Below are 25,130 nucleotides of genomic sequence, written 5' to 3' on the forward strand. Positions count from 1 at the left end.
AAAGCAGGAACAGTGGCCGAATGTCGCAGGAATCGCGGCCGGATGTGACAGGAATCCTGCCCGGATGTCACAGGATTAGTGCCCGGATACGGCGAGAGGGCTGGCCGGATGGCGCAGGAATACTCAATGGATCAAATATTCGTTATCACGACGGCGATTTTGATTTGGCAGGTGGATCACTTATAGTTTCTTAAATATTCCAAAGGATTGTTTGGTCGGCAGCACCATTTTCAAAAAGTTGTTTTACGAAAATGCTAATTTGTCTTCCGGAGATAAATCTTTGTTGGCAGATGTCATACACAAGGTGGAATGGGTCTATTGTCTCAAACCTGAGACGATCAATATACCGGCATACAAGGACGAGGTGCGAGAGTACCCGGAGATTGAGGTTATAGAAGTCGTGGTAAATAAAGATTACAAGCTTCAAAGAGTAGCCGAAATTATCATGAGAGCTATCCCGTACCCGATGCTGCTGATTTTTAAGCATGAAGATAAGAAACGGTTTTTTGTCGCTCACCAGAGGACAAGCCAAAGTGACAGCAGCAAGAATACCATTGAGGAATTCGTGACTACCGACTGGTTAGCGGGGGATAGCCCTTTATTTGCAAGGCTTGATATCAAGCAAATGAGGTTTACTAATCTCTATACCCTCTACAGTGACATTGTAGACGCCATCAGTATTTATAACCTGTCTGCCATTACGCCTACCACCGGTGATCTAACAGGTGCTGAGGCAAGAAAGCTTCTGGCCATGGTAGAGGAAATAGACCGGGAGATTGATAGCTTAAGGTCTAAACTAAGAAAGGAAACCCAGTTTAATCGCAGAATGGAACTGAATATAGAAATTAAGAAATTGGAACGGAGAAAAAATGTGTTGTTTGGAGGAGGGAAAGAATGATAGAGACAAAACTCACAGGCAAAACTCCCGATCTAGCGGAAGAGAATATTAAAAGGCTGATGACGCTCTTCCCTGAAGTGGTGACAGAAGGAAAGGTGGATTTTGAAAAGCTAAAACAACTCTTGGGTGAATACGTCGATGACAGTAACGAACGCTACAATTTCACTTGGAACGGGAAAGGGCGAGCCCTGCGCTTGTCCCAAACACCTTCCCTGGGAACGTTAAGGCCGTGCAAGAAAGAGAGTAAGAACTGGGAGACAACTCAGAACCTTTATATTGAGGGCGATAACCTAGAAGTGTTAAAGCTTTTGCAAAAAAGCTATTATGGAAAGATCAAAATAATATACATAGATCCGCCATACAATACTGGGACCGACTTTGTTTACAAGGATGATTTTCACGACAGTATTGAAAACTACAAGAGAATCACAGGACAAGTTGATGGTAATGGCAATTTAATATCCACCAATCCAGAAACTAGCGGTCGTTACCATACGGACTGGCTAAATATGATGTATCCAAGGTTAAGACTTGCAAGAAATCTGCTAAGTGATGATGGAGTCATTTTTATTAGTATTGATGATAATGAGGTGCATAATCTAAGAAAGATTTGTGATGAAGTATTCGGAGAGGAGAACTTTGTTGCACAGTTTGTTTGGGTCAAAAAGAAAAAAGGGAGTCATTTGTCAAGAACAACGCGAAGTATGACAGAATATGTTATGTGCTATGCTAAGGTAATTGAAAAAGTCGAGTTATATGGTGAAGATGCTTATAGTGATAAGCAACAACCATTGGCAAAAAGAACAAACTCAATTAAACAACTCATTTTTCCAAAAAATACTGTAAGAACGACACTGGGTGATGGGGTATATAAAGCCAATAAATATGGAGAAGGAACAACGGCCTTAACTTTTAAGAACGATATTATTGTTGCAAAAGGGATTGTACGGTCAGAGATCATTGTCGAAGGACCATTTGTCTGGACACAAACTAAACTAGATGAGGAAATAAAGAGTGGTACCATTGTCTATTTATCAAAAAAATTCGGCTTTAATGTGCTACGCTCAGATCAAAGTGAAAAGATTAAACGGCCACCTACTCTAATTGATAATAAAATAAATGTCGGCACCAATGAAGATGCATATCAGGAGGCTTTAGAACTATTCGGGCGAGAGGGTATTATGAGTTACCCAAAACCCGTATCATTGATCAAATTCTTAGTAAATACAATAACCTACTTCAATAAAGACGCAATAGTCCTCGACTTCTTTGCCGGCTCAGCTACTACAGCCCATGCTGTAATGCAACTTAACGCCGAAGACGGCGGCAAGCGTAGATTTATTATGGTCCAGCTTCCTGAGCCGGTCGATGAAAAATCGGAAGCCTATGAGGCCGGCTTTAAAAACATCAGCGATATAGGCAAAGCTCGGATCTGCCGTGCAGGTGAGAAAATAAAAGCAGAATATAAGGATGAGCAAAACATAGACCACCTGGATATCGGCTTTAAAGTGTTTAAACTTGACACTTCTAATATCCGGAAATGGCAGCCGGATTATGATAATTTAGAGCAGTCCTTATTCGATTATATAGACAACTTTGTGGAAGGCAGGACGGAACTGGATGTTGTCTTTGAGATCATGCTCAAATACGGTCTTGACCTGGCCTACCCGGTTGATGAGTTTACCATTGCCGGTAAGAAAGTCTATTCTATTGGTTATGGTATGCTCATGATTTGTCTTGATGATGAAATTACCACAGAGGTCGCCCGGGGCATCTTGGCAAAAATTAAAGAATTATCTCCGGAAAGCAGCCGGGTGGTATTTAAGGATAATGGATTTAAGTCGGACAGCAATAAGACTAATATCAAGGAGATATTCAAATCCGGCGGGATTGAAGAGTTTATCACCATCTAGGGAGGTATGGTCTGAATGAAGCTTAAATTTGATAAAAACCTTGAATATCAACAGCAGGCCATAGCTTCCGTGGTTGATTTGTTTAGAGGCCAAACACCTATGCAGAGCAATTTTTCCGTGTCGCCTTATAATGGGCAAATCGGTATGTTTAACACGGAAAACGGAATTGGCAATCGGCTGGAGTTGGATGAAGAAGAGATACTAAAGAACCTGCAGGAAGTCCAGCTCAGGAATGGCCTGCCGCAGACCAAGTTCTTGAGAGCCGGGGAGTATGATTTTGATATTGAGATGGAAACCGGCACAGGCAAGACCTATGTGTACTTAAGAACGATCTTGGAACTCCATAAAAACTATGGGTTTTCTAAATTTATCATCGTTGTTCCCAGTATTGCCATAAAAGAAGGGGTGTATAAGACTTTACAGATTACCGAGGAGCATTTTAAGGAATTATATGACAATCCAATCTACAACTATTTTGTCTATGACAGCAGCAAGTTGGAACAGGTCAGAAGCTTTGCGGTAAGTGACAATGTTGAGATAATGATTATCAACATTGACGCTTTTAGAAGGAGTTTTACGGATCCCACCAAGGAAAACAAGGCTAATATTATTCATAGACCCAATGACAGGTTGAATGGCATGAAACCCATTGAGCTCATTCAAGAGACCAGGCCCATCGTTATTATCGACGAGCCGCAATCGGTTGATACTACTCCTAAAGCCAAAGAGGCCATCAAATCCCTTAAACCGTTGTTTATCTTACGTTATTCGGCCACCCATGTGGAAAAGCATAATCTGGTTTACAAGCTGGATGCCGTGGACAGCTATAATCTAGGTCTAGTTAAGCAGATAGAAGTCGCCGGCTTCACGACTAAAGACTACCATAATACGGCATATCTAAAACTCTTGTCGGTGGACAACAAAAAATCTCCTATAACAGCAAGAATTGAGCTGGATGTCAGGGACAGAAAAGGTGTGGTCAAACGGAAACCGGTAACAGTTAAATGTGGCGATGACCTTTATGAAAAATCCGGTGGCCGTGACGTCTATGAAGGGTACATTGTCGGCGAGATTTATTGTGAGGAAGGAAATGAATACGTTGCCTTTACCAGCAAGCCCGATATCCTGCGGATAAACCAGCCGATAGGAGACGTGGATGACCTGTTCTTAAAAGAACAGCAGATTAAGAAAACCATCGAGGAGCATTTAGATAAAGAATTGAAGCTTAACCAGCGGGGCATCAAAGTGTTGAGCCTGTTCTTTATAGACCGGGTAGCAAATTATCGTTACTATGATGAAAACGGGAATCCCCAAAAAGGCATCTATGCTAAGCTCTTTGAAAAACATTATAAAGCCCTCCTCAGGCAGCCGAAGTATAAATCCCTGCTCAAGGATGGGGAGGATTTGGATACCGCGGCTGAAGAAGCCCATAACGGCTATTTTTCACAAGATAAAAAAGGTGTTTTCAAGGATACCAGTGGTTCTACCCAAGATGATGAGGATACCTATAACCTCATCATGAAGGACAAGGAGCGCCTGTTATCTTTTGACAGTAAGCTGAGGTTCATCTTCTCCCATTCGGCATTGCGGGAAGGCTGGGATAACCCCAATGTGTTCCAGATATGCACCTTGAATGAAACCAAAAGTGAAGTCAAAAAACGTCAGGAGATTGGCCGAGGCCTGCGCCTTTGTGTAAACCAGGCAGGAGAACGCCAGTACGATTCTTCCATCAACACCCTGACGGTGATCGCTAATGAAAGCTATGAGGAATTTGCAGCGGCTCTCCAGCAGGAATATGAAACTGACAGCGGCATAAGGTTTGGTGTTATTGAAAGCCATGTTTTCGCCAATATACCCGTCAGACAATTGGACGGAAGTGTCAAATACCTGGGGCAGGAAGCCTCCGAGGCTATATTTAAAGCGTTTTTGGTTGGCGGCTATATCGATGAGACCGGGAAAGTGCAGGATAAGCTCAAAATTGATCTAAAAGACAACAAGTTAAATGTACCGGCGGAATATGAACATGTCAAAGAAGAGATTGCCGCTCTTGCCAGGAAACTGTGCAGCGGTCTTAAGATCAGGAACCACAGCGATAAGAAGACCGTTCAGCTTAACAAGCAGGTTTACCTGGACCCTGAGTTCAAAAAACTATGGGACAAAATAAAATACAAGACAACCTATTCAGTGGATTTTGACAGCAAAGAGCTCATTGAAGCATGCTGCCAAGAAATGCAGGAAAGCCTGACTGTCAGTTCTCCGAAGCTGATATATACGAAAGCAGGACTCGATATTAGTGCCAGCGGCGTTGTGGCGGAAGAGTCCGATAGATACGCGGTGCCTTTGGAGAACCAGCGGGATCAACTGCCGGATATCATTACCTATCTCCAGAACGAAACCAATCTAACCAGAAGAACTATTGTGGAGATATTAACGAAGAGCAAGACTCTTCACCTTTTCAAGAAAAATCCACAAAGGTACATGGAGCAGGTAGCCCAGATTATCACTTCAAAAATGAGGCTCATGATCGTGGATGGGATCAAGTACACTAAGTTAGGCGATGATCATTACTATGCCCAAGAGCTATTCGAGACGGAAGAGCTTATCGGCTACTTATCTAAGAACATGATCAAGAGTAAGAAATCCGTTTATGAATACGTGGTCTATGATAGTGCTACGGAAGAAAGCTTTGCCAAGAGCTTTGAGAGCAATAGCAGGGTCAAGTTGTATGTAAAGCTTCCAAGTTGGTTTACCGTGCCGACACCTTTAGGCAGCTATAATCCTGATTGGGCCGTGCTCATTGATGTGGACGGCCAGGATAAACTTTACTTTGTCCTGGAAACAAAGGCTAACACAATGACTGACGCCCTGAGACCAACGGAAAAGGCTAAGATTGATTGCGGCAAGAAGCATTTTGGGTCCCTAGGTACCGGAGTAACCTTTGAAGATGTGGATAGTTTTAAGAAATTTATCGAGGAGAAAGTGGTAATAGAGCCGGGCGTATAGGCAGAAACGTGAACGATAAGCTGACGGAGTTGGAGGCTTGATGACATGCGCTACGAAGGAAATGTATTCCGCCCCCCCAGCGAAGCTTACAGCCTGATTATCCAGGCCACCATCGGCTGTGCCCACAATAGATGTACTTTTTGCGGCATGTACAAGAACGAAAGATTCAGGATCAAGGCGCTTGCCGACATCGTGGAGGATATGGAACTGGCGCGGCGGTATTACCCGCGGGTGGAGCGGGTTTTCCTGGCGGACGGGGACGCCTTGTGTATTCCTTTTGTCAGGTTAAAAGAAATCCTGCTCCACATTAAGGAGATCTTTCCCGAATGCGAAAGAGTGGGCATTTACGCTTCCCCAAAGGATATTTTGCGCAAGTCCCTTGAGGAATTAACTGAGCTGAGAGACTTGGGCCTGGGCATCATCTACATGGGGTTGGAAAGCGGCAGTGATGACATCTTAGCCGCCGTTCATAAAGGTAATACCGCTGAAGAGGCCATTCGAGCCGGTAAGAAAGTGGTGGAAAGCGGGATTAAACTGTCTGTTACCGTCATTTCCGGCCTCGGAGGCCGGGCCAAGTGGGAGGAACATGCCGTTAAGACCGGTGAGGTGCTAAGTGCTATGGATCCCCATTATGTGGGGTTGCTTACCCTGATGTTGGTGGAAGGCACGGAGATGAAGCGACAGGTGGATGCCGGGGAAATGGAACTCTTGTCCCCGGAAGAGATCATGCGGGAGACGAGGCTGATGCTGGAGCATACCGATGTGACCGGCTGCATTTTCCGGAGTAACCATGCTTCCAACTATGTAACCTTAAAAGGCACCCTGCCCCAGGATAAGGCTGCCCTCATCCGGGCTATTGACAGGGTGTTGGCCGGAGGTTATCACTACAAGCCGGAATTCTTGAGAGGATTATAAAAGGACTCCCCGGGTCGACCGGGGAGTGCCTTTAAGATGTGCAGGCTTGCTTCAGGACACGAGCTGTCTTCCGGCGGTAAAGGCCTGGACCATCAGGCATTGATTGCTCTTGGCCGTGTCCGGGCTTATGGCGGCGGAAGCTATCAGGGTATCAACCACGTTTAAACCGAAGAGGCTGGCGAGCATCTTGGCCGTGTATTCAAAGTATGCCTTGTGGCGGTCTGGGTTGGGATTGGCCTGGGAATAGATCATCAAGGTGTTCTTGATACCGAAGCGGGGTTTCAGGTTGGCGTCGGTTAATACGTAGAAACGATCAAAAAGCTTCTTAACCTGGGAAGAGACTTGCCACATGTAGACGGGAGAGCCGATAATTATGGCATCGGCCTGGGCGATTTCATCATAGATGGGCGTTAAGTCGTCTTGCTGGCCGCATTCCGGCTTCTGCCGGCAGGTCAAGCAGCTTTGGCAGCTTTTGAAGTCCAGTTCATTGAGGTAGTAAACCTTTACTTCAGCACCGGCGTCCTTTGCTCCCTTGGCAGCTTCTTCTACCAGCGCCGCCGTGTTCCCGTAGCGCTGGGGACTGCCTACGAAAGCAATGACTCTTTTCATGGGGAAACCTCCTTTACGGGTGTATTAAGGAAACCATTCACATGTTCCGGCAGCGACCCTTTGTGTGTTTTTTGTATTTATGGTGATGTATTCTAAAAGTAGTCAGGATTTTCCTGCCGGTTTCTGTGTCAATTGAAAAAAGGAATAGACAAATGTAACGACATTTACTATAATTTTACTTGAGTAGGGGAGTAACCGCCCAATATGGGTACGTAAAGCCGTCAGTTCGGCCCTGCATGCCCGGTTTTACGTGATTGATGAAGAGGTGAGACCTACATTCATTGCCATGAATGTAGGTCTTATTATTTGCCATACTTTAGGTAAGCGGATAAAAAGAAGGAGGAAACGAGTTTATGGAAAACAAACCTTGGTTTGCCCTGCCTGCTGCCGAAGTGGCGGAGACCCTGCAGGTGGACCCGCAGCGAGGGTTGAGCACCCGGGAGGTGGAAGACAGGCGGCAGAAGTACGGGATCAATGCCCTTAAAGAGAAACCGCCGCGGAGCATCCTCTCCATGTTTATCGACCAACTGAAAGAAACCTTGATCCTGATTTTGATTGCCGCCGCCGTCGTTTCCGGCGCCTTGGGTGAATGGATTGACAGCATTGTCATTCTAGTCATCGTGATCTTGAACGCGGTGCTGGGTGTGGTTCAGGAGAACAAAGCAGAACAGGCTTTGCAGGCCTTGAAGGAAATGACCAAAGCCACCGTCAAAGTGCTGCGGGAGGGGCAGGTCAGCCAGGTGAATGTGGAAGAACTGGTACCGGGGGACATCGTGCTGCTGGAAGCAGGGGATGCTATCCCTGCCGATGCCCGTCTCCTGGAAGCGGCTTCTTTCATGGTCAATGAGGCGGCCCTGACCGGGGAGTCCGTGCCGGTGGAAAAAGACGTGCCTGTGCTGGAAAAGAGTGAGGTGCCCATTGCAGAGCGGCACAACATGATTTTCATGGGTACTTATGCCACCGGTGGCCGGGCCAAGGCAGTGGTGACCGGGACCGGTATGAACACGGAACTGGGCAAGATCGCCCAGATGCTGGATGAAGGGGCCCCTGACCCCACGCCGCTGCAGCAGCAGCTGGCCCGCCTGGGCAAGACTTTAGGGAAAGCCGCCGGGGCCATTGTGGTTGTGGTGTTCCTGACCGGGCTCTTGCGCGGCGGGGAACTCCTGGAGATGTTTATGACGGCGGTGGCGCTGGCGGTGGCCGCCATTCCCGAAGGGCTGCCGGCGGTGGTTACCATTGTCCTGGCTTTGGGCGTTACCAGGATGAGCAAGCGCAACGCCGTGATCCGGCGGCTGCCCGCCGTGGAGACTTTAGGGGTGGCCACGTATATTTGTTCGGATAAAACCGGTACTTTGACCAAGAACGAGATGACCACCACGGATATCTACTTACCCAGCGGTACCTTCCAGGTGACCGGTACCGGCTACGACCCGCAGGGGGACTTCTTGACGGAAGCAGGGGAGACCTTTGACCCCGCCGCCAACCGGGATTTGCAACTCTTGCTCTTAGGCGCCGCCCTCAATACCGACGCCCGGCTGGTGCGGAAGGAAAAAGGGTACCAGATCATCGGTGATCCCACGGAAGGCGCACTGGTAGTAGCGGCGGCTAAAGCCGGTCTCGATAAAGGAACGGCGGAGAGCCGGTTCCCGAGGCTGGCGGAAATACCCTTTGATTCCGGCCGGAAAATGATGACCACCTTCCACAAATTAAGTGAAGAAGGGGTATACAGCTTCACCAAAGGTGCGCCCGACGTGCTGCTGGCCCGCTGTGCCGGTATCCACCAGGAGGGCCGCGCCCGGGTCATGTCTGAGGAGGAAAGAAATCTCTTGCTGGAGATCAACTCCCAGTATGCGTCCCAAGGGAAGCGGGTGCTGGCCATGGCTTACCGTCAGTGGGAGGACATACCCGAGCCCATGACCCCGGAAGCGGTGGAACAAGGGCTGACTTTCCTGGGTTATTTCGTCATGATCGACCCGGCCAGACCGGAGGCCAAAGCGGCGGTGGCCGTAAGCCACAATGCCGGTATTCAGACGGTGATGATTACGGGGGACCACAAGGATACCGCTCTGGCCATTGCCAGGGATTTGGGCATCTGGCAGGAGGGTGATCACTGCCTGACGGGTGTGGAACTGGTTAAACTCTCCGCCGAGGAACTGCAAGACATCGTGCTGCACACGACGGTTTATGCCCGGGTTTCCCCGGAAGACAAGTTAAGGATTGTGGACGCTCTCAAGGCAAAGGGGCAGGTGGTGGCCATGACCGGGGACGGGGTGAACGACGCGCCGGCCCTCAAACGGGCGGATATCGGTTGTGCCATGGGCATCACCGGTACGGAAGTGTCCAAAGAGGCTTCCGACATGGTGCTCTTGGATGACAACTTTGCCACCATTGTCAACGCTGTGGAAGAAGGCAGGACCATCTACAACAATATCCGCAAAGCCATTTATTACTTGCTGTCTTGTAACGTCGGTGAGATCGTGGCTATCTTCGGCGCTATTTTGGTGGGACTGGGCAGCCCCTTGACCCCGGTCCAGATCCTGTGGATGAACCTGGTGACCGACGGGCTGCCGGCCTTGGCGCTAGGGGTGGAGCCGCCGGAAAAGGATATCATGAACCGGCCGCCCCGGGACAGCAGGGAAGGCGTCTTTGCCGGGGGCGTGGGACTGAAAATCATAATCCAAGGTATGCTGATGGGGCTTTTGGCCCTCTCCGCTTACTGGCTGGCCCTGTCCTGGGGACGCTCTCTGGTGGAAGCCCACACGATGGCTTTCTTGACCATGTCCCTCTCCCAATTGGTTCATTCTTTCAATGCCAGAAGCCTGGATCACTCCCTTTTCTACCTGGGAGTTGCCACGAACCGTCATTTGGTTTATGCCTTTACGGTGTCCTTGCTGCTCCAACTGGCAGTGGTGTTCGTCCCGTTCCTCAGCTCCGTATTTGGTACTACTGTGCTCAACGCCCATGACTGGGCCGTGGTCTTAGGATTGAGCATCCTACCCCTACTGGTGGTAGAGATTTGGAAAGCCTTTACCCATCCCAAAGCTGCTCCCCAGCACAATTAGGGATGACGGTTGACAAATAACAAACCGGTGCGGTCGTAAAGCAGTGCTTCCGGCCGCGCCGGTTTGTTTACATTTTCATCCGGGCCTGTGCGCAGTCACAATGATTTTGATCCAGGTTTACAGTCTTGATAAGGTCGATAAACATGTTGGTCAGGCTGGCTCTGTTCTTGTTCACCGCCCCCATGATTTCTTCCAACCGGTGGTCATGGGCGATGCCGGTGGCCCAGTTGGTGATGATGCCGACCCCGGCGTAGCAAAGGCCGAGCTCTTTGGCCAGGACCACTTCCGGGATCCCCGTCATCCCGACCACATCGGCGCCGAGTTTTTGGTACATGCGGATTTCCGCGGCCGTTTCGAACCGGGGTCCTTCCGTGCCCACATAGACCGCTTCCCCGGCGATGGCGATCCCGTGCCGGGGAGCTTTTTCCGTGATGAGGCGCCTGAGCTCCCGGCAATAAGGGTCGGCCATGGAAGTATGTATCACCCCGTCCTGGCCGTCAAAGAACGTGGAAACCCGGTTCTTGGTAAAGTCGATGAAATCAGTGAAGATCACCAGCTCCCCGGGCTTGTACTTCGGGTTCAGGGATCCCACCGCATTGGTGGCGAAGACGTGGGTGACCCCCAGTTCTTTCAAAGCCCAGATATTGCCCCGGTAGTTGACCCGGTGGGGTGGTGTATGGTGATGTACCCCGTGGCGGGCTAAAAAGATGATTTCCCGACCGGCGTCTTCCTGCACCGTCACCCGGACCTCACCGTAAGGGGTGCTCACCTGTTTATCCTCTAATCTGCCTTCCAGTTGATAGATGCCTGTGCCTCCTATGATGGCGGCTTTGAACATGGACCTCTCCTCCGACTCTTTTTCTTATTAGTCTACCTTAAGTGGTCAGGCAAAGCCAAGGGTGGAGGCCGGTGATGGGCCACATTTTGTTATTGACACCGGCTTTTTCTAAAGATACCATAAGAGAAAAGAACAAATAGTATTTAAGAAAAATGCAGGCAGGAGGAAACCAATGGAAATCCGGCAGTATGGCTGTCAAGGATGCTCGAAAAGCTGCTCCATCCAGGTGGAACTGGAACAGGGCCGGGTGACCGGTGTCACCGGTCACGGCTGCCAAAAAGGCAAGGACATGGTGTTGGATTTTGTTTTAATGGATTAATCCAATAAAAAGGCTGCTCCCGGGGGAGCGGCCTTTTATTCGGAGGCATAATTGTCAAAATAGCCTTGTACTAATACTATAGGTGTTCCTTTATCCCCGCTGCCGCTGGTCAGGTCACACAGGCTGCCTACCAGGTCGGTAATCCGCCTGGGTGTAGTCCCCAGGGACAGCTTCACCGCTTCTTTTTCCTTGAGGCGCTGTTGGATGGCGGCCTGTATTTCTTCCGGCGTCAAGTCTTTCAGTTCACTGTCGGCCAGGTATTTTAGCTTCATTTCATTGGGAGTGCCGGCTAATCCCGGGGTATAGCCGGGGGAAACCACCGGATCCGCCAGTTCCCAAATCTTGCCTACCGGATCCTTGAAGGCACCGTCGCCATAGATCATGACTTCCACGTGCTTACCCGTCTGGCGGTGCAGAGCCTTTTGCACCGCCAGGACGAAGGCTTCGCAGTCCCGCGGGAAAAGTTTCACGGTGTCTTCCGAGGCGGCATTGGCGCCCAATAGGCCGAATTCGGGGTTGTAGCCGCTGTTGTTGATGGGCTGGGTCAGGATGTCATCCAGGGTGTACACCACACGGGCACCGGCAGTCTGGAGCATCCGCTTGGTACGAAACCGTTCATGAATGTTGGCGACCAGTACCTGGTCCGTATATGCCAGAATGTGGCGCGGGTCATTGGCCAGGATGATTTCCATCTGCCCTGCCGGGGCCAGTTCCTTGTACATGCGCACATAGTCCACGCCGGTGAACAGGTGGGGCACGACCTCCCCGAAGAGCTCACGGTATTTTGCTTCGGTGAGGACATCGCTGTACGGGTTGATGCCCAGCTCGTCCATCCGGTCGATATCCATCAGGTGGTTCCCGACTTCGTCGGCGGGGTAATTGAGCAACAGGTATATTTTCTTGCCGCTGAGGGCTATTCCTTTCAGGATCAGGGCAAACCGGTTCCGGCTGAGGATGGGAAAGACTACACCGATACTGCCGGTGAACTTCCGCGCAATGTCGGCGGCAATATCCGTTACCCTGGCGTAATTCCCCTGGGCTCTGGCCAGCAGGGATTCGGTAATGCCGATAATGTCCCGGTCATGGATGGCAAAATTCTCCGAACGGGCTGCGGTCAGAACTGATTGGACAACGATTTCCACCAGATCGTCTCCTGCTTTCACGATCGGTGCCCGAATGCCCCGGACCGTAGTCCCTACCATTCTGGTCATAGCTGCTCCTCCTTAAACGATACTCGCCTCATGCACAGCGGCTTGACAGGCATTTTTTGCAAAAAAAAGAATGGCGGAATATTCATATTATCCACCATTACAGTTTACTACATTCAGGAGGGCGAATCCAGCCCGGATCCGAACGATGAGGTATATTTTCTGCCGAATGAACGGATAAGCACATTTAATATGTATATTTATTAAGAATAACTCGTATTATAAATAAGCTTGTACCTCGTCTAACTTGTGATAAAATTATAAATATAGACAAATCATCACTAGGAGGGAGAGCATGGGAGACAAAGGATTGTCGGTACTGCTGGTAGATGATTCGTTGCTGGTGCGGAAGCAGTTGCGGGGGATGCTAGAGGAAATGAACTGCACGGTGCTGGAAGCGGCCAACGGCGTGCAGGCTGTGGACATAGTGGCTAAGGATAAGCCTGATCTGGTCTTGATGGATATCGTCATGCCAGAAACGGACGGGATTGAGACACTGAAAAAGATCAAGGAGATCAATCAGGCGGTAAAAATCGTGATGGTTTCTTCGGTGGGCACCCAGTCTTACTTGAAAGAAGCCATCAAGTCGGGGGCCTTTGATTTCCTGCAGAAGCCGGTGGACAAAGAAGCGCTGCAAAGGTTGGTCGGGAAACTGCAAAAAGCGGGGAGTGAAGCCTGATGTTTAGCCAGTATTTCGGTCAATATCTACTGAACCGGGGTATTGTAGCCGGGGAAGTGCTGCTTAAGGCTCTGGAAGCCCAGCAGCAGTCCCATGTGAAGTTAGGAGTTTTAGCCGTGGGAGCGGGATTGTTGACCGCCGCCCAGGTGGAGGAGATCCACCGGGAACAGACCAGGCAGGACAAGAAGTTCGGGGAAATCGCCATGGAAAAAGGGTATTTAACCCAGGCGCAGTTGGAGGAGCTGCTGGCCTCCCAGAAACAGGGACACCTGCAGCTGGGCCAAGCTCTCATTGATGCCGGGGCCCTGACCTTTGAACAATTGGAAAAAGCCCTCCAGGATTATCAGAAGGAGTATAGTTTCAGCGACAAGGAATTCGCCTCCGTGCAGGAAGGTAATGTGGAGCTGCTGTTGGCAAGAACTCTGCAGCTGGACCCCGGTGAGGAATACTTGAACAGCTACATCTACCTGTTTGCGCGGAACTTGGTGCGGTTTGTGGACCCCCATGCCTGGCTGGAACCGGTGGACGGGGGCAGCAAAGACCGGTTGGCCGGTGCCTGGTCCGTAGAACAGCAGATCGAAGGGGAGTTTGCCTTGAAGACCGGTATCACCGGGAGCGAGCAGGGCTTCTGTAAGCTGGCCTCCGCCTTCGCCGGGGAAAAAATCGAGGCCATGGGAGAACTGGGGCAGGCTTCGGTGGCTGAGTTCCTGAACCTGCACAACGGTATTTTCCTGGTGAACATGTCCAACCTGGGCATGGAATTGAAACTGCAGCCGCCGGTGGTTAAGGAAGGGGCTTTAGGCTGGCAAGGGGATCACCGTGCCTTCAAAGTTAACTTCCCGGGTGGACAATTTGCGCTGCTGCTGCAAGGATAAACAAAAGGAAACGGCTGGCAACGGCCGTTTCCTTTTTTAGCCCACAATCCTGCCGATGTAGGTGATGGGCAGGGAAAAGTCCCGGTACAGGGTTTCCCCGCTGCCTGGCTCCACGGCGGCTACGAGGCAGGTGGCCGGCCCGGCTGATTTGGTCAAAGGCAGCGGGCAGCGGGAGTCCACCTGCAGCCGGCCGCCGCAGGACCGGGTCAGGAGCTCGGCTTCGTAGCGGATCCCCTTGGAACCCACCGGCGCCATCTCATGCACCTGGGGGTACTGCAAAAGCTTGACCACGGTGTTGAAACTGATAATGTCCGGGTCATCCAAGTCCACTTCGGCCCCAACTTTAGGTATCCCAAAGCAGTAGATTTCGTGACCGGGTCTCACCTTTCCGATGCGGAGCTCTTCTTTCCCCGCCAGGGCAACGACGGTGATGCCGATACCGCTTTGCCTGGTCACAAAGTTTTCCTCGGTACTGCCGGTCAGGTGGCATTTGCCTTCTAAGCCCAGCAGTTTTAGTTCGTGTTGGATGCCGGCGAGGATTTCCCGGCCGCTGGGTTCCATTTCCAGCGTGAGGCAGTCGGAGATCAGCACCGGTCTGGCTCCCACCGCCAGCAGTTCCAGCAGGGGGACCCGGGCGGCGCAGCGCCCCACAATGAAATAGGGAACCTGCAATGCATCCAATTCCTTGGCGCCCACGGCGCCGATGGAATCACAAGCGACCAGGATCCTTTGGCTGTCGTCGAGCTCAATGATGCTTAAATCGCGCACTTGGGTAATTTTCGGCCAAATCCCGGTGTTCATGTGGTCTCACCTATACCATGTTTCCCAAAGCGCGGTACAGGACGTATGCCAGCACCGTATTGACCAGGGCCGCCACCGTGAGAGGCAGTACCATCCCGTAAAAGATTCCAGGGCCTAGGATGGGCACCAGGCTTAAAGGCATTAGCACGCCGTTGATGAACACCGCCGCGGCGACGGCGATGACCCCATTGGTCTTGTGGAGCAGCAAGGCAAAGAGGGAGACGGCCACGGCCATTTGCAGCGCAACTAGCAGGTGGATCGGCAGGGACAGGGGAAAACCGGCACTATAGGCGCTGGCCAGGTGCCCCAAGGCGGCGATGACCAGTCCTTCTTTCCAGCCCAACAAGGCTGCACCCAGAAAACCAGGCGCCGAGTCCAGGGCCACCGTCCCGGTCGGGCTGGGGATTTTCAGCATGGCGCCAATGACGCTCAGGGCGATGAATAAAGCCATCAAGACCAGGCGCTTCACTTGCCAAAAGCTTTGCACATTCTGTTTGATTTTGGTTTCCGGTACGGACATGTGGATTCCTCCTTGTGTTTGTGGTTTGGTTCAAGACAAAATTAAAAGTCCCCGGCACAATAATCCATTACGCCGAGGACTTTACCATCATCCTCATTGCTTCCCCTCCTTTCTACGAGAAGGCGGATCAAGCACTGATAGGCAGGTCTCCTGGCTCCCGGGTCATCCTCCCCTCGCCTTCCCACCAAGAACTTGGCAGTGGCTTATGAGGTTTGTCCCCGTCTACAGTGGCGGGACCGCGTCTTTTGGGGTATGGCTGCCCCTTGACTTCCCTATTCTCCCGAAATGGGCACCTACCAGCTTGTATGCGGTTGTTATTTCGATTCTACTCAAAGACCGGGGCAAAAGCAACTAGGCCTTGAAGTTTTCTTTTTCAAAAGCGGGCATGTTTTTCTTGGCGCCAAAAACGATCATCATGTCGTCTTTCTGGAGCACCGTGGAGGCTGCCGGCAATACCGGTTCGTTATCGTGGTAAATCAACATGATCCAAATGCCGAACCGGTTGTTGGTATTCAAGCTGGCGATGGTTTTGCCGTGAAATCCTTTGCCGATAGGCATTTGTTCGATGACAAAGCCTTGAGGCAGTTCCAGGATGTCCACCACCCGGTCGTTGGATATCAGCTTGGCCAACCTGCGCCCGGTGTCCCGCTCCGGGAATAGGATCCGGTCTACGCCCATTTTCTCCAAAATGCTGCCGCGGCGCTCGCTGGAGGCCTTCGCCGAGACGGGAATACCGGCCTCTTTGAGAATATGGGTGGCAATGAGGGTTGCCTCCAAGTCCTGTCCCATGGCCACCACCGCTTCATCGAAATTCTTCTCAGCCACGATGCGGCTCAATTCATCTTCATTTTCCACCACATCGACGATGGCGCCGGAAACAATCATGGGCCGCACGTCTTCGATGGCGTTTTCATCTTTGTCGATGGCATAGACATCATGGCCCAATTCATACAGGGTTTCAATTACGCCGCGGCCAAAACGGCCTACGCCGACTACCAACACTGATTTTTTCATCTGGAGAAACTCCCCTATGTCTTATTATTGTTCTGATTTATCCTATTAAAATATCCTCTTTCATGTAACGCACCCGCCGGTAGTCTTCCTTGGTGAGGAAGACGATCAGGGTCAAGACGCCGATGCGGCCGACAAACATGAACAGGGCGAGGAGGGTTTGTGCCAGGGGACTTAAAGTCCCGGTGTCGATCATGCTAAGCCCGGCCGTGGTCAAAGCAGATACCACTTCAAATAATGCCGGAAAGAATGACAGGTGTTCCAGCAGCATTAAGATTAACGTACCGCCGCTAACCAGGATGAAAGCAAAAACTGTCACAGTAAAAGCCTTCAGCACGTTATCCCGCGGTATTTCCCGCTCCATCACCACTACGTGATTCCGGCCCCGGGCTATGGCCCAGACGGCGAGGATGATGACGGCAAAGGTGGTGGTTTTAATACCGCCGCCTACGGAACCGGGGCTGGCACCGATGAACATGAGCAGGGTCATGAGAAACTGGAAAGGTTCGTTCCAACTTACTACCGGAAAAGTAGTAAATCCCGCCGTTCTGGTGGTGGCATGGAATAGGCTTTGGATGATTTGGGTGTGGACCGGCAGGCCCTTCAGCAGCCCGTTGTACTCGGTGCCGAAAAAGAAACCGGCTCCGAATAACGTAACGCCGGCGGTTACCAGCAGTACTAACCGGCAATGGAGGCTCAGTCTCTGGCGGCGGTGCCGCGGCCAAGTCACCAGTTCCTGCAGCACCACATAACCCAGGCTGCCGAGCAAGACCAGCATTATGACGGTGATGCTGGCCAGCGGGTAAGGGATGAATCCCTCCAGGCTGCGGTCGTACAGGGTAAAGCCGGCCCCGTTGAAGGCGCTGACGGCGTGAAAGAGGGCGATAAACAATCCTTTGACGGTGCCTTCCTGCCACAGGCCCGGCACGCCACAGGCCAGCAGTACAGTACCGATCAGTTCGATCATCAGAGACAAGAGCACAATACTGCGTACCAAGCTCCGGATGCCTGCGATGCTAAAATAATTGCGGTCCTGCACCACCAGCGCCTGGTACCCCAGATTGATTTTCATGCCGAGAAACAGCAGCACAATTGTGGCGAATACCATTAAGCCGAGGCCGCCGATTTGCACTAACAGCATGATCACGATCTGGCCGAAAATGGTCCAGTGGCTGTTGGTATCGACGACTACCAGTCCGGTAGAGGTTAAAGCGGACATGGCGGTAAACCATGCCTGTACAAAGGAAGTGGTACCCGGTTGGGTTGAGGACCAGGGCAGCAAGAGAAGGAGGGCTCCCATCAGGCTGACGGCGCCGTAACCTATGACCAGTAATCGCCCCGGTTTCAAGAGTTGCTTTTGCATGGTTGGCTCCCGGTTTTCCTACTCATTCTTGAGTATAGTGTTGCGTTCTGTCTTGCAGGTTCCTGCTTAATATAATTTTATATATTATGGGTTAAGACGCAAGACTTATTACGTTAGTTTTGTCACTTTTGTCTTTGCCGGTGGTTACGGACACGGTGCCGGGCGGTGGTGGCGCCCGCTTTCATTGCCGGACCAAATCAGTTATAATACCATAAGATCGATCCCAAGAATACCTATCACCTTGCGGCGGCAAGGTATATATTTTGTTTTTTCCTGGTTTGTGAAGATGATAGCAAGATTGGGTCATAATCGCCCGTTGCTGAAGGAGAGATGCCGGTGGATAGTTTGGCGCTGGTCAGGAAAGCCAAAGAGGAGGCTCTGGCCGGAAAATTGCTCGACAGGGATACCATCATCGCTTTATTAGATATCGATCCTTGGTCCAAAGCAGGCGAATACTTGGGGCAGGCCGCCAGGGAAGTGGCGGCGGCAGTTTGTAAAAACCGGGCCTATTTGTGGGCGGCCATCGGGTTGGATTTTAGGGCCTGTCCCATGAGCTGCAATTTCTGTTCCCTGGGTGAACACTGGGGACTGGTAGGAGAAGAGCGGGAATTCAGCGAGACGGATATTGTCCGGGCGGTAGAAGAGTATGTGCGGGATGGGGTGCGGTGGATTGTGCTGCGCACCACCCAGTTTTACGACCTGGAGAAACTGATTGAGCTGGTTCCCAGGATCAGGGAAACGGTGCCGGGAAGCTATCAACTGGTACTGAATGTAGGTGAGTTCGATGCAGCGGTGGCTGCCAGAATGGCGCGGGCAGGCGTAGAGTATGTATACCACACGGTCAGGTTGAGGGAAGGGATTGACACCAAGTTTAATCCGGTGGAGAGAATGGCTACTCTCAGAGCTGTCAACAGTTCCCCTTTGCAACTAGTATACTTGGTGGAGCCGGTGGGGGTGGAACACACCAATGAGGAGATTGCCAACGCTTTTTTGACTGCCATGCAGTTTGGTGCTGTGGTGACGGGGGCCATGGCCCGGGTGCCGGTAACCGGCACTCCTCTGGGACGGCTGCCCGTTGTAGCCCCGGAAAGGCTGGCCCAAATTGCGGCAGTGACCCGCCTGGCCGCAGGTTATAGGGCGCCGGATATTTGCGTGCACCCGGCCTCAAAGCTGGCCCTCCAGTGGGGCGCCAACGTGACTGTGGTTGAAAAGGGAGCTATTCCCAGGGAAGCAGGCTGCCACACCGGCAGTTGTTGGCAAGGTTTTGATGCCGCCACAGCCAAGGAATGGTTTGCGGCCTGCGGTTACCGGGTGTACCGGGAGGGGATCAAGGGATGAGACGAGCTAAACTGTTATTGCTGTTGTTAATAAGCGTGGCTTTGATTCTCACGCTGGCCGGTTGCCGGGCTGCTGCCACCGGCGACAGCATCCGGGCGAGAGTTGGTACCTGGAAAACGGCGCAAACCATCCAGCCCTTCTTTTACCAGCAGTTCTTGCCGGAGGGTGATGGAGTGGAAATCGCTCCTTTTACCAATCCCGGGGACATGAAAACCGCCCTGTTGGCAGGAAGTCTTGATATGTGCGGCACGACCCTGGTGACCGCGATTACAGCTGTTTCTAAGGGGGAACCCATTGTGGTGGTAGCGGGCATGTCCAATAGATGTTCTGCTCTTGTGGTACATAAAGATGCCGGTATCAACAGCGTCAAAGACCTGGCAGGTAAAAAGATTGCCTATGTGCCGGGGACGATGCATCATTTGCTCCTGTTGGAAACACTAGACCGCCACGGGCTTGACTGGCAGGAGGATGTGGAATTAATCCGGGTAGATTTCTTCGACATGGCGCAAGCACTGGCTCAAGGTACCGTCGATGCTTTTTACAGCGGGGAACCTTATCCTTCGGTGGCGGTAGCCCAGGGCTTTGGCAAAATCCTGGCTTATCCGGAGGATGATTTTGGGGTTATCAACAGTGCCATGATCACCACTAAGGACAAGATTGCCCGGGAGCCTGAATTAGTGCAGAAGCTAGTGACGGCTCATGTACGAGCCACGGAGTATTTGCTTACCCACAGGGAGGCCTGGTTACACAAAGCGGCGGAGTTTGGGACGGATCCCGGTGTCTTGATGGTCTCAGCGGGCAATATCGATCTCTTTTGGCAAATTGACGAGAGGTATATGGAGGGCGTCCGGGTATTGGCCCAACGGATGTGGGAACAAGGTATTATTACGGAAATACCGGATATTGAGAGCATGTTTGACCTGAGATTCTTAACGGGGGCAGCAAAGGAAATAGGCCATGAAAAAGAACGGTAAACCCATAGACCCGGCGGGGTTTGTTATCCCGGCGGTCCTACTGGTCTTATGGCATCTGGTTACTGCTGCCGGAATGATACCGGAGTATTTATTCCCCGGTCCGGCCAAACTGGCTGCGGTCTTCCTGGATTTTGTGGCCGGCGGTCTCCGTTTAACTCCTTACGCGGGTGCTTTTTGGGCCCACTTGTGGGCGAGTATGCTCAGGGTATTAGGCGGTTTCGGCTTGGCTGCCCTGGCAGGGCTTTCTCTGGGATTGCTCACCGGGAGACTTACCCTGGCCCGCCGGCTTTTTGACCCTTTCGTCCATGCAGTCCGGGCTATCCCGGGGATAGGGTGGTTGCCCCTGACGATGGTATGGTTTGGCATTGGCGAGAAAACCACCGTTTTCCTCATTGCCCTGGCAGCATTTTTCCCCATTTACATTAATGCGGCCTACGGCTTCCAAACCATACCCCTCTCCCTGGTGAGGGCAGGGATGGTGCTGGGGGCCGGGAAGTGGACTCTGTTTACCAGTGTTATTCTGCCGGCGGCTTTTCCTTCCATCCTGGTGGGGCTCAGACTGGGATTGAGCACGGCCTGAGCCTACCTGGTGTTGGGTGAGCTGACGGGTGTGAGCAGGGGCCTGGGGGCGGTGATGATGGATGCTCGCCTCTTAGGACGAGTGGAGATGATACCGGTGGCCATGATTTGTATCGGCGTATGCGGCAAATTATCAGATATGCTGTTGGTCAAGTCTTGCAGTCTGTTTTATCCTTGCCGGGAGGATGAGTTGGAACTGTGACCGGGTACCCGGAGTCCGTGGGGCGGTCGGGCCCGGTGTCAGCACGCCGCCTTCGCCGGGATGATGACTGGGGGCTTGAGTTTTTTGTCGTTAAATACGATTGATATCGTGAAAATTAACAACTATAATATGAATAATATTAACCATGAGTGAAAGGAAACCCCTTCAGCCCGGTGCCCGGCGGCCGGCGCCGGTGGCCGGAAAGGGTAGGTTGGACAGTTTAACTTTACCTCATCATGCTGTTTGAAGTATAATAAAAGTAACAATTACTGGATTTGTCAACTGGTTAATTTAGGAAGGGGGAACGAAATGGGATTGCAAACCTTTTACCTCGGTGACCTGCATCCCGGCAATTGGCATGAGATCTTCGTTTTCTGCCTTCAGTATGCGGATAGCTTTAGTGTGCGGCTGCTGCAGTCGGATGATATAAAGAACGAAGGTTTTAAAGCCTTATTCTCACTGCCCGATATCGCCATCTCCAACTGGTGGGGGACGAAGGACGGCATTGAGATCAAGGGCCCGTTAACAGATGAAGTGCGGAATTTGCTCTATGAACTGCAGGAACCGGCTTTTTACGGCCAATGCCCCCAGCTGTGGGATCTGAAATTGTTTTCCCAGGGCAGGGAAGTCCTGTCCATCGGTGATTTTACCCAGCGGGTGATTCACCTGACGGATGAAGAGATTGATTACCTGCTGGCCCAGGATATGGATTTCACTGACTGGGAGAATATTGCCACCACTTTTGCCGAGGGAGAAGCGGAAGTGGAAGAGGAGCTGGATGAAGAGCTCTTAAGGGAAATCGCCGGCATTATCAGCCACTGGTTAAACAGCGATAAAAAGCATTAAAGTCGGGTGGAGAGGCACCCGACTTTTTTGCCGTTTGTACCAACAAGATTATCCACAGCAAAGGGAGGCAGGAAAGCTGAAAATACTTGCAAAAGGGCCCTGTTATCCACATTATCCACAGAAACTGTATCAACAACTGTTGATAAGTGAGAGCCATTAGCAGTTTAATCGGCTAAGAGGCGTTTTTCTCCTTTGAGCTCAAAAATGGGGCTGATGTTTTGGGTGACCTCCAAGGTGCCCAGGTACTGCCCGTTTTCATCCCGGACGGCGAAATAGCGAATGTAGATGAAAGTATCCCCTTGCTTAATCCAAAACTCTTCCACATCCTTGGCCCCGGATTTGAAGTCTTCCACCAGCTTTTTGACGATATGCACGCTGGTGGGCGGGTGGCAGTTTTCTACTTGGCGCCCCAGGACCGCCTTGGTGCGGTGGAAAATCCTGTCCTTGCTGTTAGAGAAGTATTTGACGGTATCATTGTGATCAATGAAAGTGATGTCCACCGGCAAGTGGTTGAGTAATGCCTCCAGCACCTTTACATCCAATGCACCGGTTTCAAAACGTACCGTGCCCGTGCCGAGCAAGGAAGCCCCGCTTTGCTCCCTGTCCTCGCCGGGTTGGTACCGGCTTTCCGGTTGGTAGAGGCAGTATCCTATTTGATCGCTCTCCTGCCTGATGGTTTCCCATTCATCTGCCGTCAAAGTGTCCAGGGCCATGGGGAAGAGGATGTTTTCTTCCTTGTAGATCATTTCTTTCACCCGGACTACCGCTGCCTCCGCAGTCTTAATCAACTTGTCCAGGGTGGCATCCGGGGACGGCATTTTGACGGCTTTAATCAAATCCCTGATCTCATCATCCACCCCCCACATCACTTTGGGCGGGGCGTTGATGCCGTATTTTTCCAGGTAGGGGAACAGCAAGATTTCTTTACGGGTGTAATGTTTATCAATTTCCCACAGCTGGTCAAAGACTTGGGCCAGCCGGTTTTCGTATTCCTCGCTGGGCAGCCTCTTCGCTGCTTCAATTAACGGCATGATTTGTTCGTCGATGAGTCTTTCGATGGCCCGGTTCTCCTGCTGGAAGGTATGAACGGGATGGCCGGGGTCCACCGTCCTGGGGGCGGCTTGCCGGTGATATTCCGCGAGAGAACCTTTAAACACGGCGGCATGGACATCGCATAATCGCTGGACTTCTTCCACCGGGATGCCTTCCGCGATCAAGCTGTTCTCCAGGGCGGAGATCTCTGTGGGAGAAACATCCTTAATCAAGGACGCAAACCGGTCTTTGACTTCATCCACACTCTTGCCTGCGTGCAGCTCTCTGATGAGCTCTTTCAGCACTTTTTGCTTGTGCTCGCGGTTGTTAATCAGTTCGCTCATGGTTGACCCTCCTCTGTTTTTCCGCCTGAATTATCCCAGGCTGTTAATTAACCGGGCTTTTGTCAGGACCGGTTTCTTCTCCCATTTCCTGGCGTAAAATCAGCATACCTTCCATGCTCTTGGGAAACCCTGCCGTCGGTGCCACCAGCATGATGGCGTGCTCGATTTCTTCCCTGGTGCACCCGGCTTTGACGGCTTTGATAATGTGGGTGCGCAGGGCATACTGGTACTGGCAGGCGGTGGAAACGGCTACCTTGATGAGCCAGCGGGTTTTTTCGTCTAAAGGACCGCTATCATGCAATATTTTACCATAATTTTCATAGGCATCGTAGACTTCCCCGTGCCTGTCCATGAAATATTTTAAGTTTCTTTCGATGACGTCCAACAGCAACACCTCCACCTGTAGCTGGTAATAGGTTGGCCTGCCGGGAGCAATCTTATGTACTGAAACCGGCTCCTAAAGACCACTTGAGGTGCACCTGGACCGCAAAGAAAAACAGGAGCCTGTGAGGCTAGGCTCCTGTGCCAATGCGGTTCAGTAACTCACCCTCCGGTGAGAAGCTGTAATTAAATTCTTCGAGTTGTTCCCAAGCACAATTGGGGTCAATGTCGTCGATTAAAGGTTTGGAAATGAACATTTCCGACAATTCCAGGGTGTTTTTAATCTGCACGATCCTGGCGTTTTCCGCGCTCACCTTGCGACCGGCGCATCTTAATGCCACTTCCATGGCCGCCTGGTCACTGGGCTGGACGATGGGGACAAAGCCCCTTTCCAGGAAAGTGCTGGTAATGACATTCGCATAGGTGACCTGGTAATCGATTTTGTCAGCCAGGCGGGCGGGAATCACATCCGCCAGGCCGACACCGAGGGCGTTCCCGTGGCTTTCCGGTGTCAGGTCAAGGCAGACAATCCGGCGGATGGTGGGATGTTCCGGTTGGCGGTTGAGGCGGATGCCCATCCGCCCGGTAATATTGGGATCCATCCCGACGCCGCTGATGTTTTTCCCCATTTCTTGAACGACCAAAAGGTCCATGTCCGATACCGGCAGGCGGGGCATGAGCCGGCGGGCCATTTGCAAAAGCCCCGGTTCTTCGGGAAGCATTTGTTCACTGGTGAGAAACTTGATGACGGCCGTTTGGTCTTTGGCGTTTTCCAGCACTGCCACCCCGCCCAAGATGGGAGCTTTGTTCAGGATGAGAGCACCCATTTCCGGAATCAGTTCTTCCAGTCCCATCAGGCCGTAACTGTGCACCAGTTGGGCTCCCTGGTGGTTGCCCAGGCCGATGACCATTTGTTTTACCAGGCCGCTTTCATAGGTGGCGTGAAAATCCGTGTGAGGTTTGACCCTATTTAACAGGATGATGCCGTCCAGGGAAGCGGCGATGCGGTCAAAATAAACCGGGATGTCATGGCGCACATGTCCCAGGCAAACTGTTTCCATGGAACTGGCAATGGGGGCTTGAATATATGCTTCGGTGATACCGTAGGAAGCCAGTACTTCCTTTTGACCTTCCGCCGTCGCACCGCCGTGGCTGCCCATGGCCGGGATGACCAGCGGTTCTGCGCCCTTCTGCCGCAAGAAATCGACCAGGGTTTTGACCATGAGGCTGATGTTGGCGATGCCCCGGCTGCCTACGGCAATGCCGATCCTGGCTCCCGGCTGCACCCGCAGCTCGGCGCCGGACAGCTGGTTTAACAGCTCACCTGCAACATTTTCGATGACCGGTGCCTCGAAGTCGAGACGAATTCTGACCATGGTGGGGAAGAGGGACATATCAGTGATTAACCTCCTTAAGTCGA

The 25,130-nt window shown here is 51.6% G+C and carries 21 protein-coding genes, 1 pseudogene and 1 riboswitch; of the genes and pseudogenes, 12 read left to right on the top strand and 10 right to left on the bottom strand.

Annotated features, from left to right (window positions below; genetic code table 11):
* Positions 1-175 precede the first annotated feature (175 nt).
* The 4 genes from GXX34_04265 to GXX34_04280 are packed head-to-tail and all read left to right on the top strand — an operon-like array spanning position 176 to position 6,729.
* Positions 176-898, top strand: coding sequence for a DUF4391 domain-containing protein (locus GXX34_04265; GenBank protein ID HHW06737.1), 723 nt, complete (start codon positions 176-178; stop codon positions 896-898).
* Complete coding sequence (locus GXX34_04270; protein HHW06738.1) at positions 895-2,811, top strand: site-specific DNA-methyltransferase; 1,917 nt, start codon at positions 895-897, stop codon at positions 2,809-2,811. Before GXX34_04265 ends, GXX34_04270 begins: the two co-directional genes overlap by 4 nt.
* A gap of 15 nt (positions 2,812-2,826) precedes the next feature.
* The gene (locus GXX34_04275; protein ID HHW06739.1) at positions 2,827-5,814 is read left to right on the top strand and encodes a DEAD/DEAH box helicase family protein; all 2,988 of its coding nucleotides are present in this window, start codon (positions 2,827-2,829) and stop codon (positions 5,812-5,814) included.
* A 45-nt stretch (positions 5,815-5,859) separates the two neighbouring features.
* Positions 5,860-6,729: a radical SAM protein gene (locus tag GXX34_04280; GenBank protein ID HHW06740.1), complete on the top strand. Its 870-nt coding sequence runs from the start codon at positions 5,860-5,862 to the stop codon at positions 6,727-6,729.
* A 51-nt stretch (positions 6,730-6,780) separates the two neighbouring features.
* On the opposite strand, the gene GXX34_04285 is transcribed toward GXX34_04280, so the two are convergent.
* The gene (locus tag GXX34_04285; protein HHW06741.1) at positions 6,781-7,338 is read right to left on the bottom strand and encodes a flavodoxin family protein; all 558 of its coding nucleotides are present in this window, start codon (positions 7,336-7,338) and stop codon (positions 6,781-6,783) included.
* Positions 7,339-7,691: 353 nt separating this feature from the next.
* Between GXX34_04285 and GXX34_04290 the strand changes: the two genes are divergently transcribed.
* On the top strand, positions 7,692-10,400 hold the full coding sequence (locus GXX34_04290) for a calcium-translocating P-type ATPase, SERCA-type (GenBank protein ID HHW06742.1): 2,709 nt from the start codon (positions 7,692-7,694) through the stop codon (positions 10,398-10,400).
* Between the two features lie 67 nt (positions 10,401-10,467).
* On the opposite strand, the gene mtnP is transcribed toward GXX34_04290, so the two are convergent.
* Positions 10,468-11,238, bottom strand: a complete 771-nt coding sequence (gene mtnP / locus GXX34_04295) for an S-methyl-5'-thioadenosine phosphorylase (protein ID HHW06743.1) — start codon at positions 11,236-11,238, stop codon at positions 10,468-10,470.
* 172 nt (positions 11,239-11,410) lie between these two features.
* Between mtnP and GXX34_04300 the strand changes: the two genes are divergently transcribed.
* The gene (locus GXX34_04300) at positions 11,411-11,557 is read left to right on the top strand and encodes a hypothetical protein (GenBank protein ID HHW06744.1); all 147 of its coding nucleotides are present in this window, start codon (positions 11,411-11,413) and stop codon (positions 11,555-11,557) included.
* A gap of 35 nt (positions 11,558-11,592) precedes the next feature.
* On the opposite strand, the gene GXX34_04305 is transcribed toward GXX34_04300, so the two are convergent.
* Entirely contained in the window at positions 11,593-12,768 is a 1,176-nt protein-coding gene (locus GXX34_04305) for a F420-0--gamma-glutamyl ligase (GenBank protein ID HHW06745.1), read from the bottom strand.
* 292 nt (positions 12,769-13,060) lie between these two features.
* Here GXX34_04305 and GXX34_04310 point away from each other — a divergent pair, with 292 nt between their 5' ends.
* On the top strand, positions 13,061-13,444 hold the full coding sequence (locus tag GXX34_04310; protein ID HHW06746.1) for a response regulator: 384 nt from the start codon (positions 13,061-13,063) through the stop codon (positions 13,442-13,444).
* Positions 13,444-14,319, top strand: coding sequence for a hypothetical protein (locus GXX34_04315; protein HHW06747.1), 876 nt, complete (start codon positions 13,444-13,446; stop codon positions 14,317-14,319). Before GXX34_04310 ends, GXX34_04315 begins: the two co-directional genes overlap by 1 nt.
* Before the next feature lie 36 nt (positions 14,320-14,355).
* On the opposite strand, the gene GXX34_04320 is transcribed toward GXX34_04315, so the two are convergent.
* From GXX34_04320 to GXX34_04335, 4 genes are all read right to left on the bottom strand, one after another.
* Entirely contained in the window at positions 14,356-15,120 is a 765-nt protein-coding gene (locus tag GXX34_04320) for an alpha-ribazole kinase (protein ID HHW06748.1), read from the bottom strand.
* Positions 15,121-15,130: 10 nt separating this feature from the next.
* Positions 15,131-15,640 (bottom strand): ECF transporter S component, encoded by a 510-nt coding sequence (locus tag GXX34_04325; protein ID HHW06749.1) that lies wholly within the window; start codon positions 15,638-15,640, stop codon positions 15,131-15,133.
* 122 nt (positions 15,641-15,762) lie between these two features.
* Positions 15,763-15,952, bottom strand: a riboswitch (cobalamin riboswitch).
* Positions 15,953-15,991: 39 nt separating this feature from the next.
* On the bottom strand, positions 15,992-16,654 hold the full coding sequence (locus GXX34_04330; GenBank protein ID HHW06750.1) for a TrkA family potassium uptake protein: 663 nt from the start codon (positions 16,652-16,654) through the stop codon (positions 15,992-15,994).
* Between the two features lie 37 nt (positions 16,655-16,691).
* Positions 16,692-18,014: a hypothetical protein gene (locus GXX34_04335; GenBank protein HHW06751.1), complete on the bottom strand. Its 1,323-nt coding sequence runs from the start codon at positions 18,012-18,014 to the stop codon at positions 16,692-16,694.
* Positions 18,015-18,344: 330 nt separating this feature from the next.
* Between GXX34_04335 and GXX34_04340 the strand changes: the two genes are divergently transcribed.
* From GXX34_04340 to GXX34_04355, 4 genes and pseudogenes are all read left to right on the top strand, one after another.
* Complete coding sequence (locus tag GXX34_04340; GenBank protein HHW06752.1) at positions 18,345-19,352, top strand: radical SAM protein; 1,008 nt, start codon at positions 18,345-18,347, stop codon at positions 19,350-19,352.
* Positions 19,349-20,326: an ABC transporter substrate-binding protein gene (locus GXX34_04345; protein ID HHW06753.1), complete on the top strand. Its 978-nt coding sequence runs from the start codon at positions 19,349-19,351 to the stop codon at positions 20,324-20,326. Before GXX34_04340 ends, GXX34_04345 begins: the two co-directional genes overlap by 4 nt.
* A pseudogene (locus tag GXX34_04350) lies at positions 20,310-21,107 on the top strand (ABC transporter permease). The gene GXX34_04345 and the pseudogene GXX34_04350 overlap by 17 nt, the downstream one beginning before the upstream one ends.
* A 309-nt stretch (positions 21,108-21,416) precedes the next feature.
* Positions 21,417-21,953, top strand: a complete 537-nt coding sequence (locus GXX34_04355; GenBank protein HHW06754.1) for a hypothetical protein — start codon at positions 21,417-21,419, stop codon at positions 21,951-21,953.
* A gap of 164 nt (positions 21,954-22,117) precedes the next feature.
* On the opposite strand, the gene GXX34_04360 is transcribed toward GXX34_04355, so the two are convergent.
* The 3 genes from GXX34_04360 to GXX34_04370 form a co-directional block, all read right to left on the bottom strand.
* Complete coding sequence (locus tag GXX34_04360; protein ID HHW06755.1) at positions 22,118-23,329, bottom strand: DUF438 domain-containing protein; 1,212 nt, start codon at positions 23,327-23,329, stop codon at positions 22,118-22,120.
* Positions 23,330-23,372: 43 nt separating this feature from the next.
* A complete protein-coding gene (locus tag GXX34_04365) occupies positions 23,373-23,681 on the bottom strand; it encodes a carboxymuconolactone decarboxylase family protein (protein ID HHW06756.1) in 309 nt (102 codons plus the stop codon).
* A 160-nt stretch (positions 23,682-23,841) separates the two neighbouring features.
* Positions 23,842-25,104, bottom strand: a complete 1,263-nt coding sequence (locus tag GXX34_04370; protein ID HHW06757.1) for a DUF2088 domain-containing protein — start codon at positions 25,102-25,104, stop codon at positions 23,842-23,844.
* Between the last annotated feature and the right edge of the window lie 26 nt (positions 25,105-25,130).

It is taken from the genome of Clostridia bacterium, assembly GCA_012840125.1.
GTDB lineage: Bacteria > Bacillota > DULZ01 > DULZ01 > DULZ01 > DULZ01.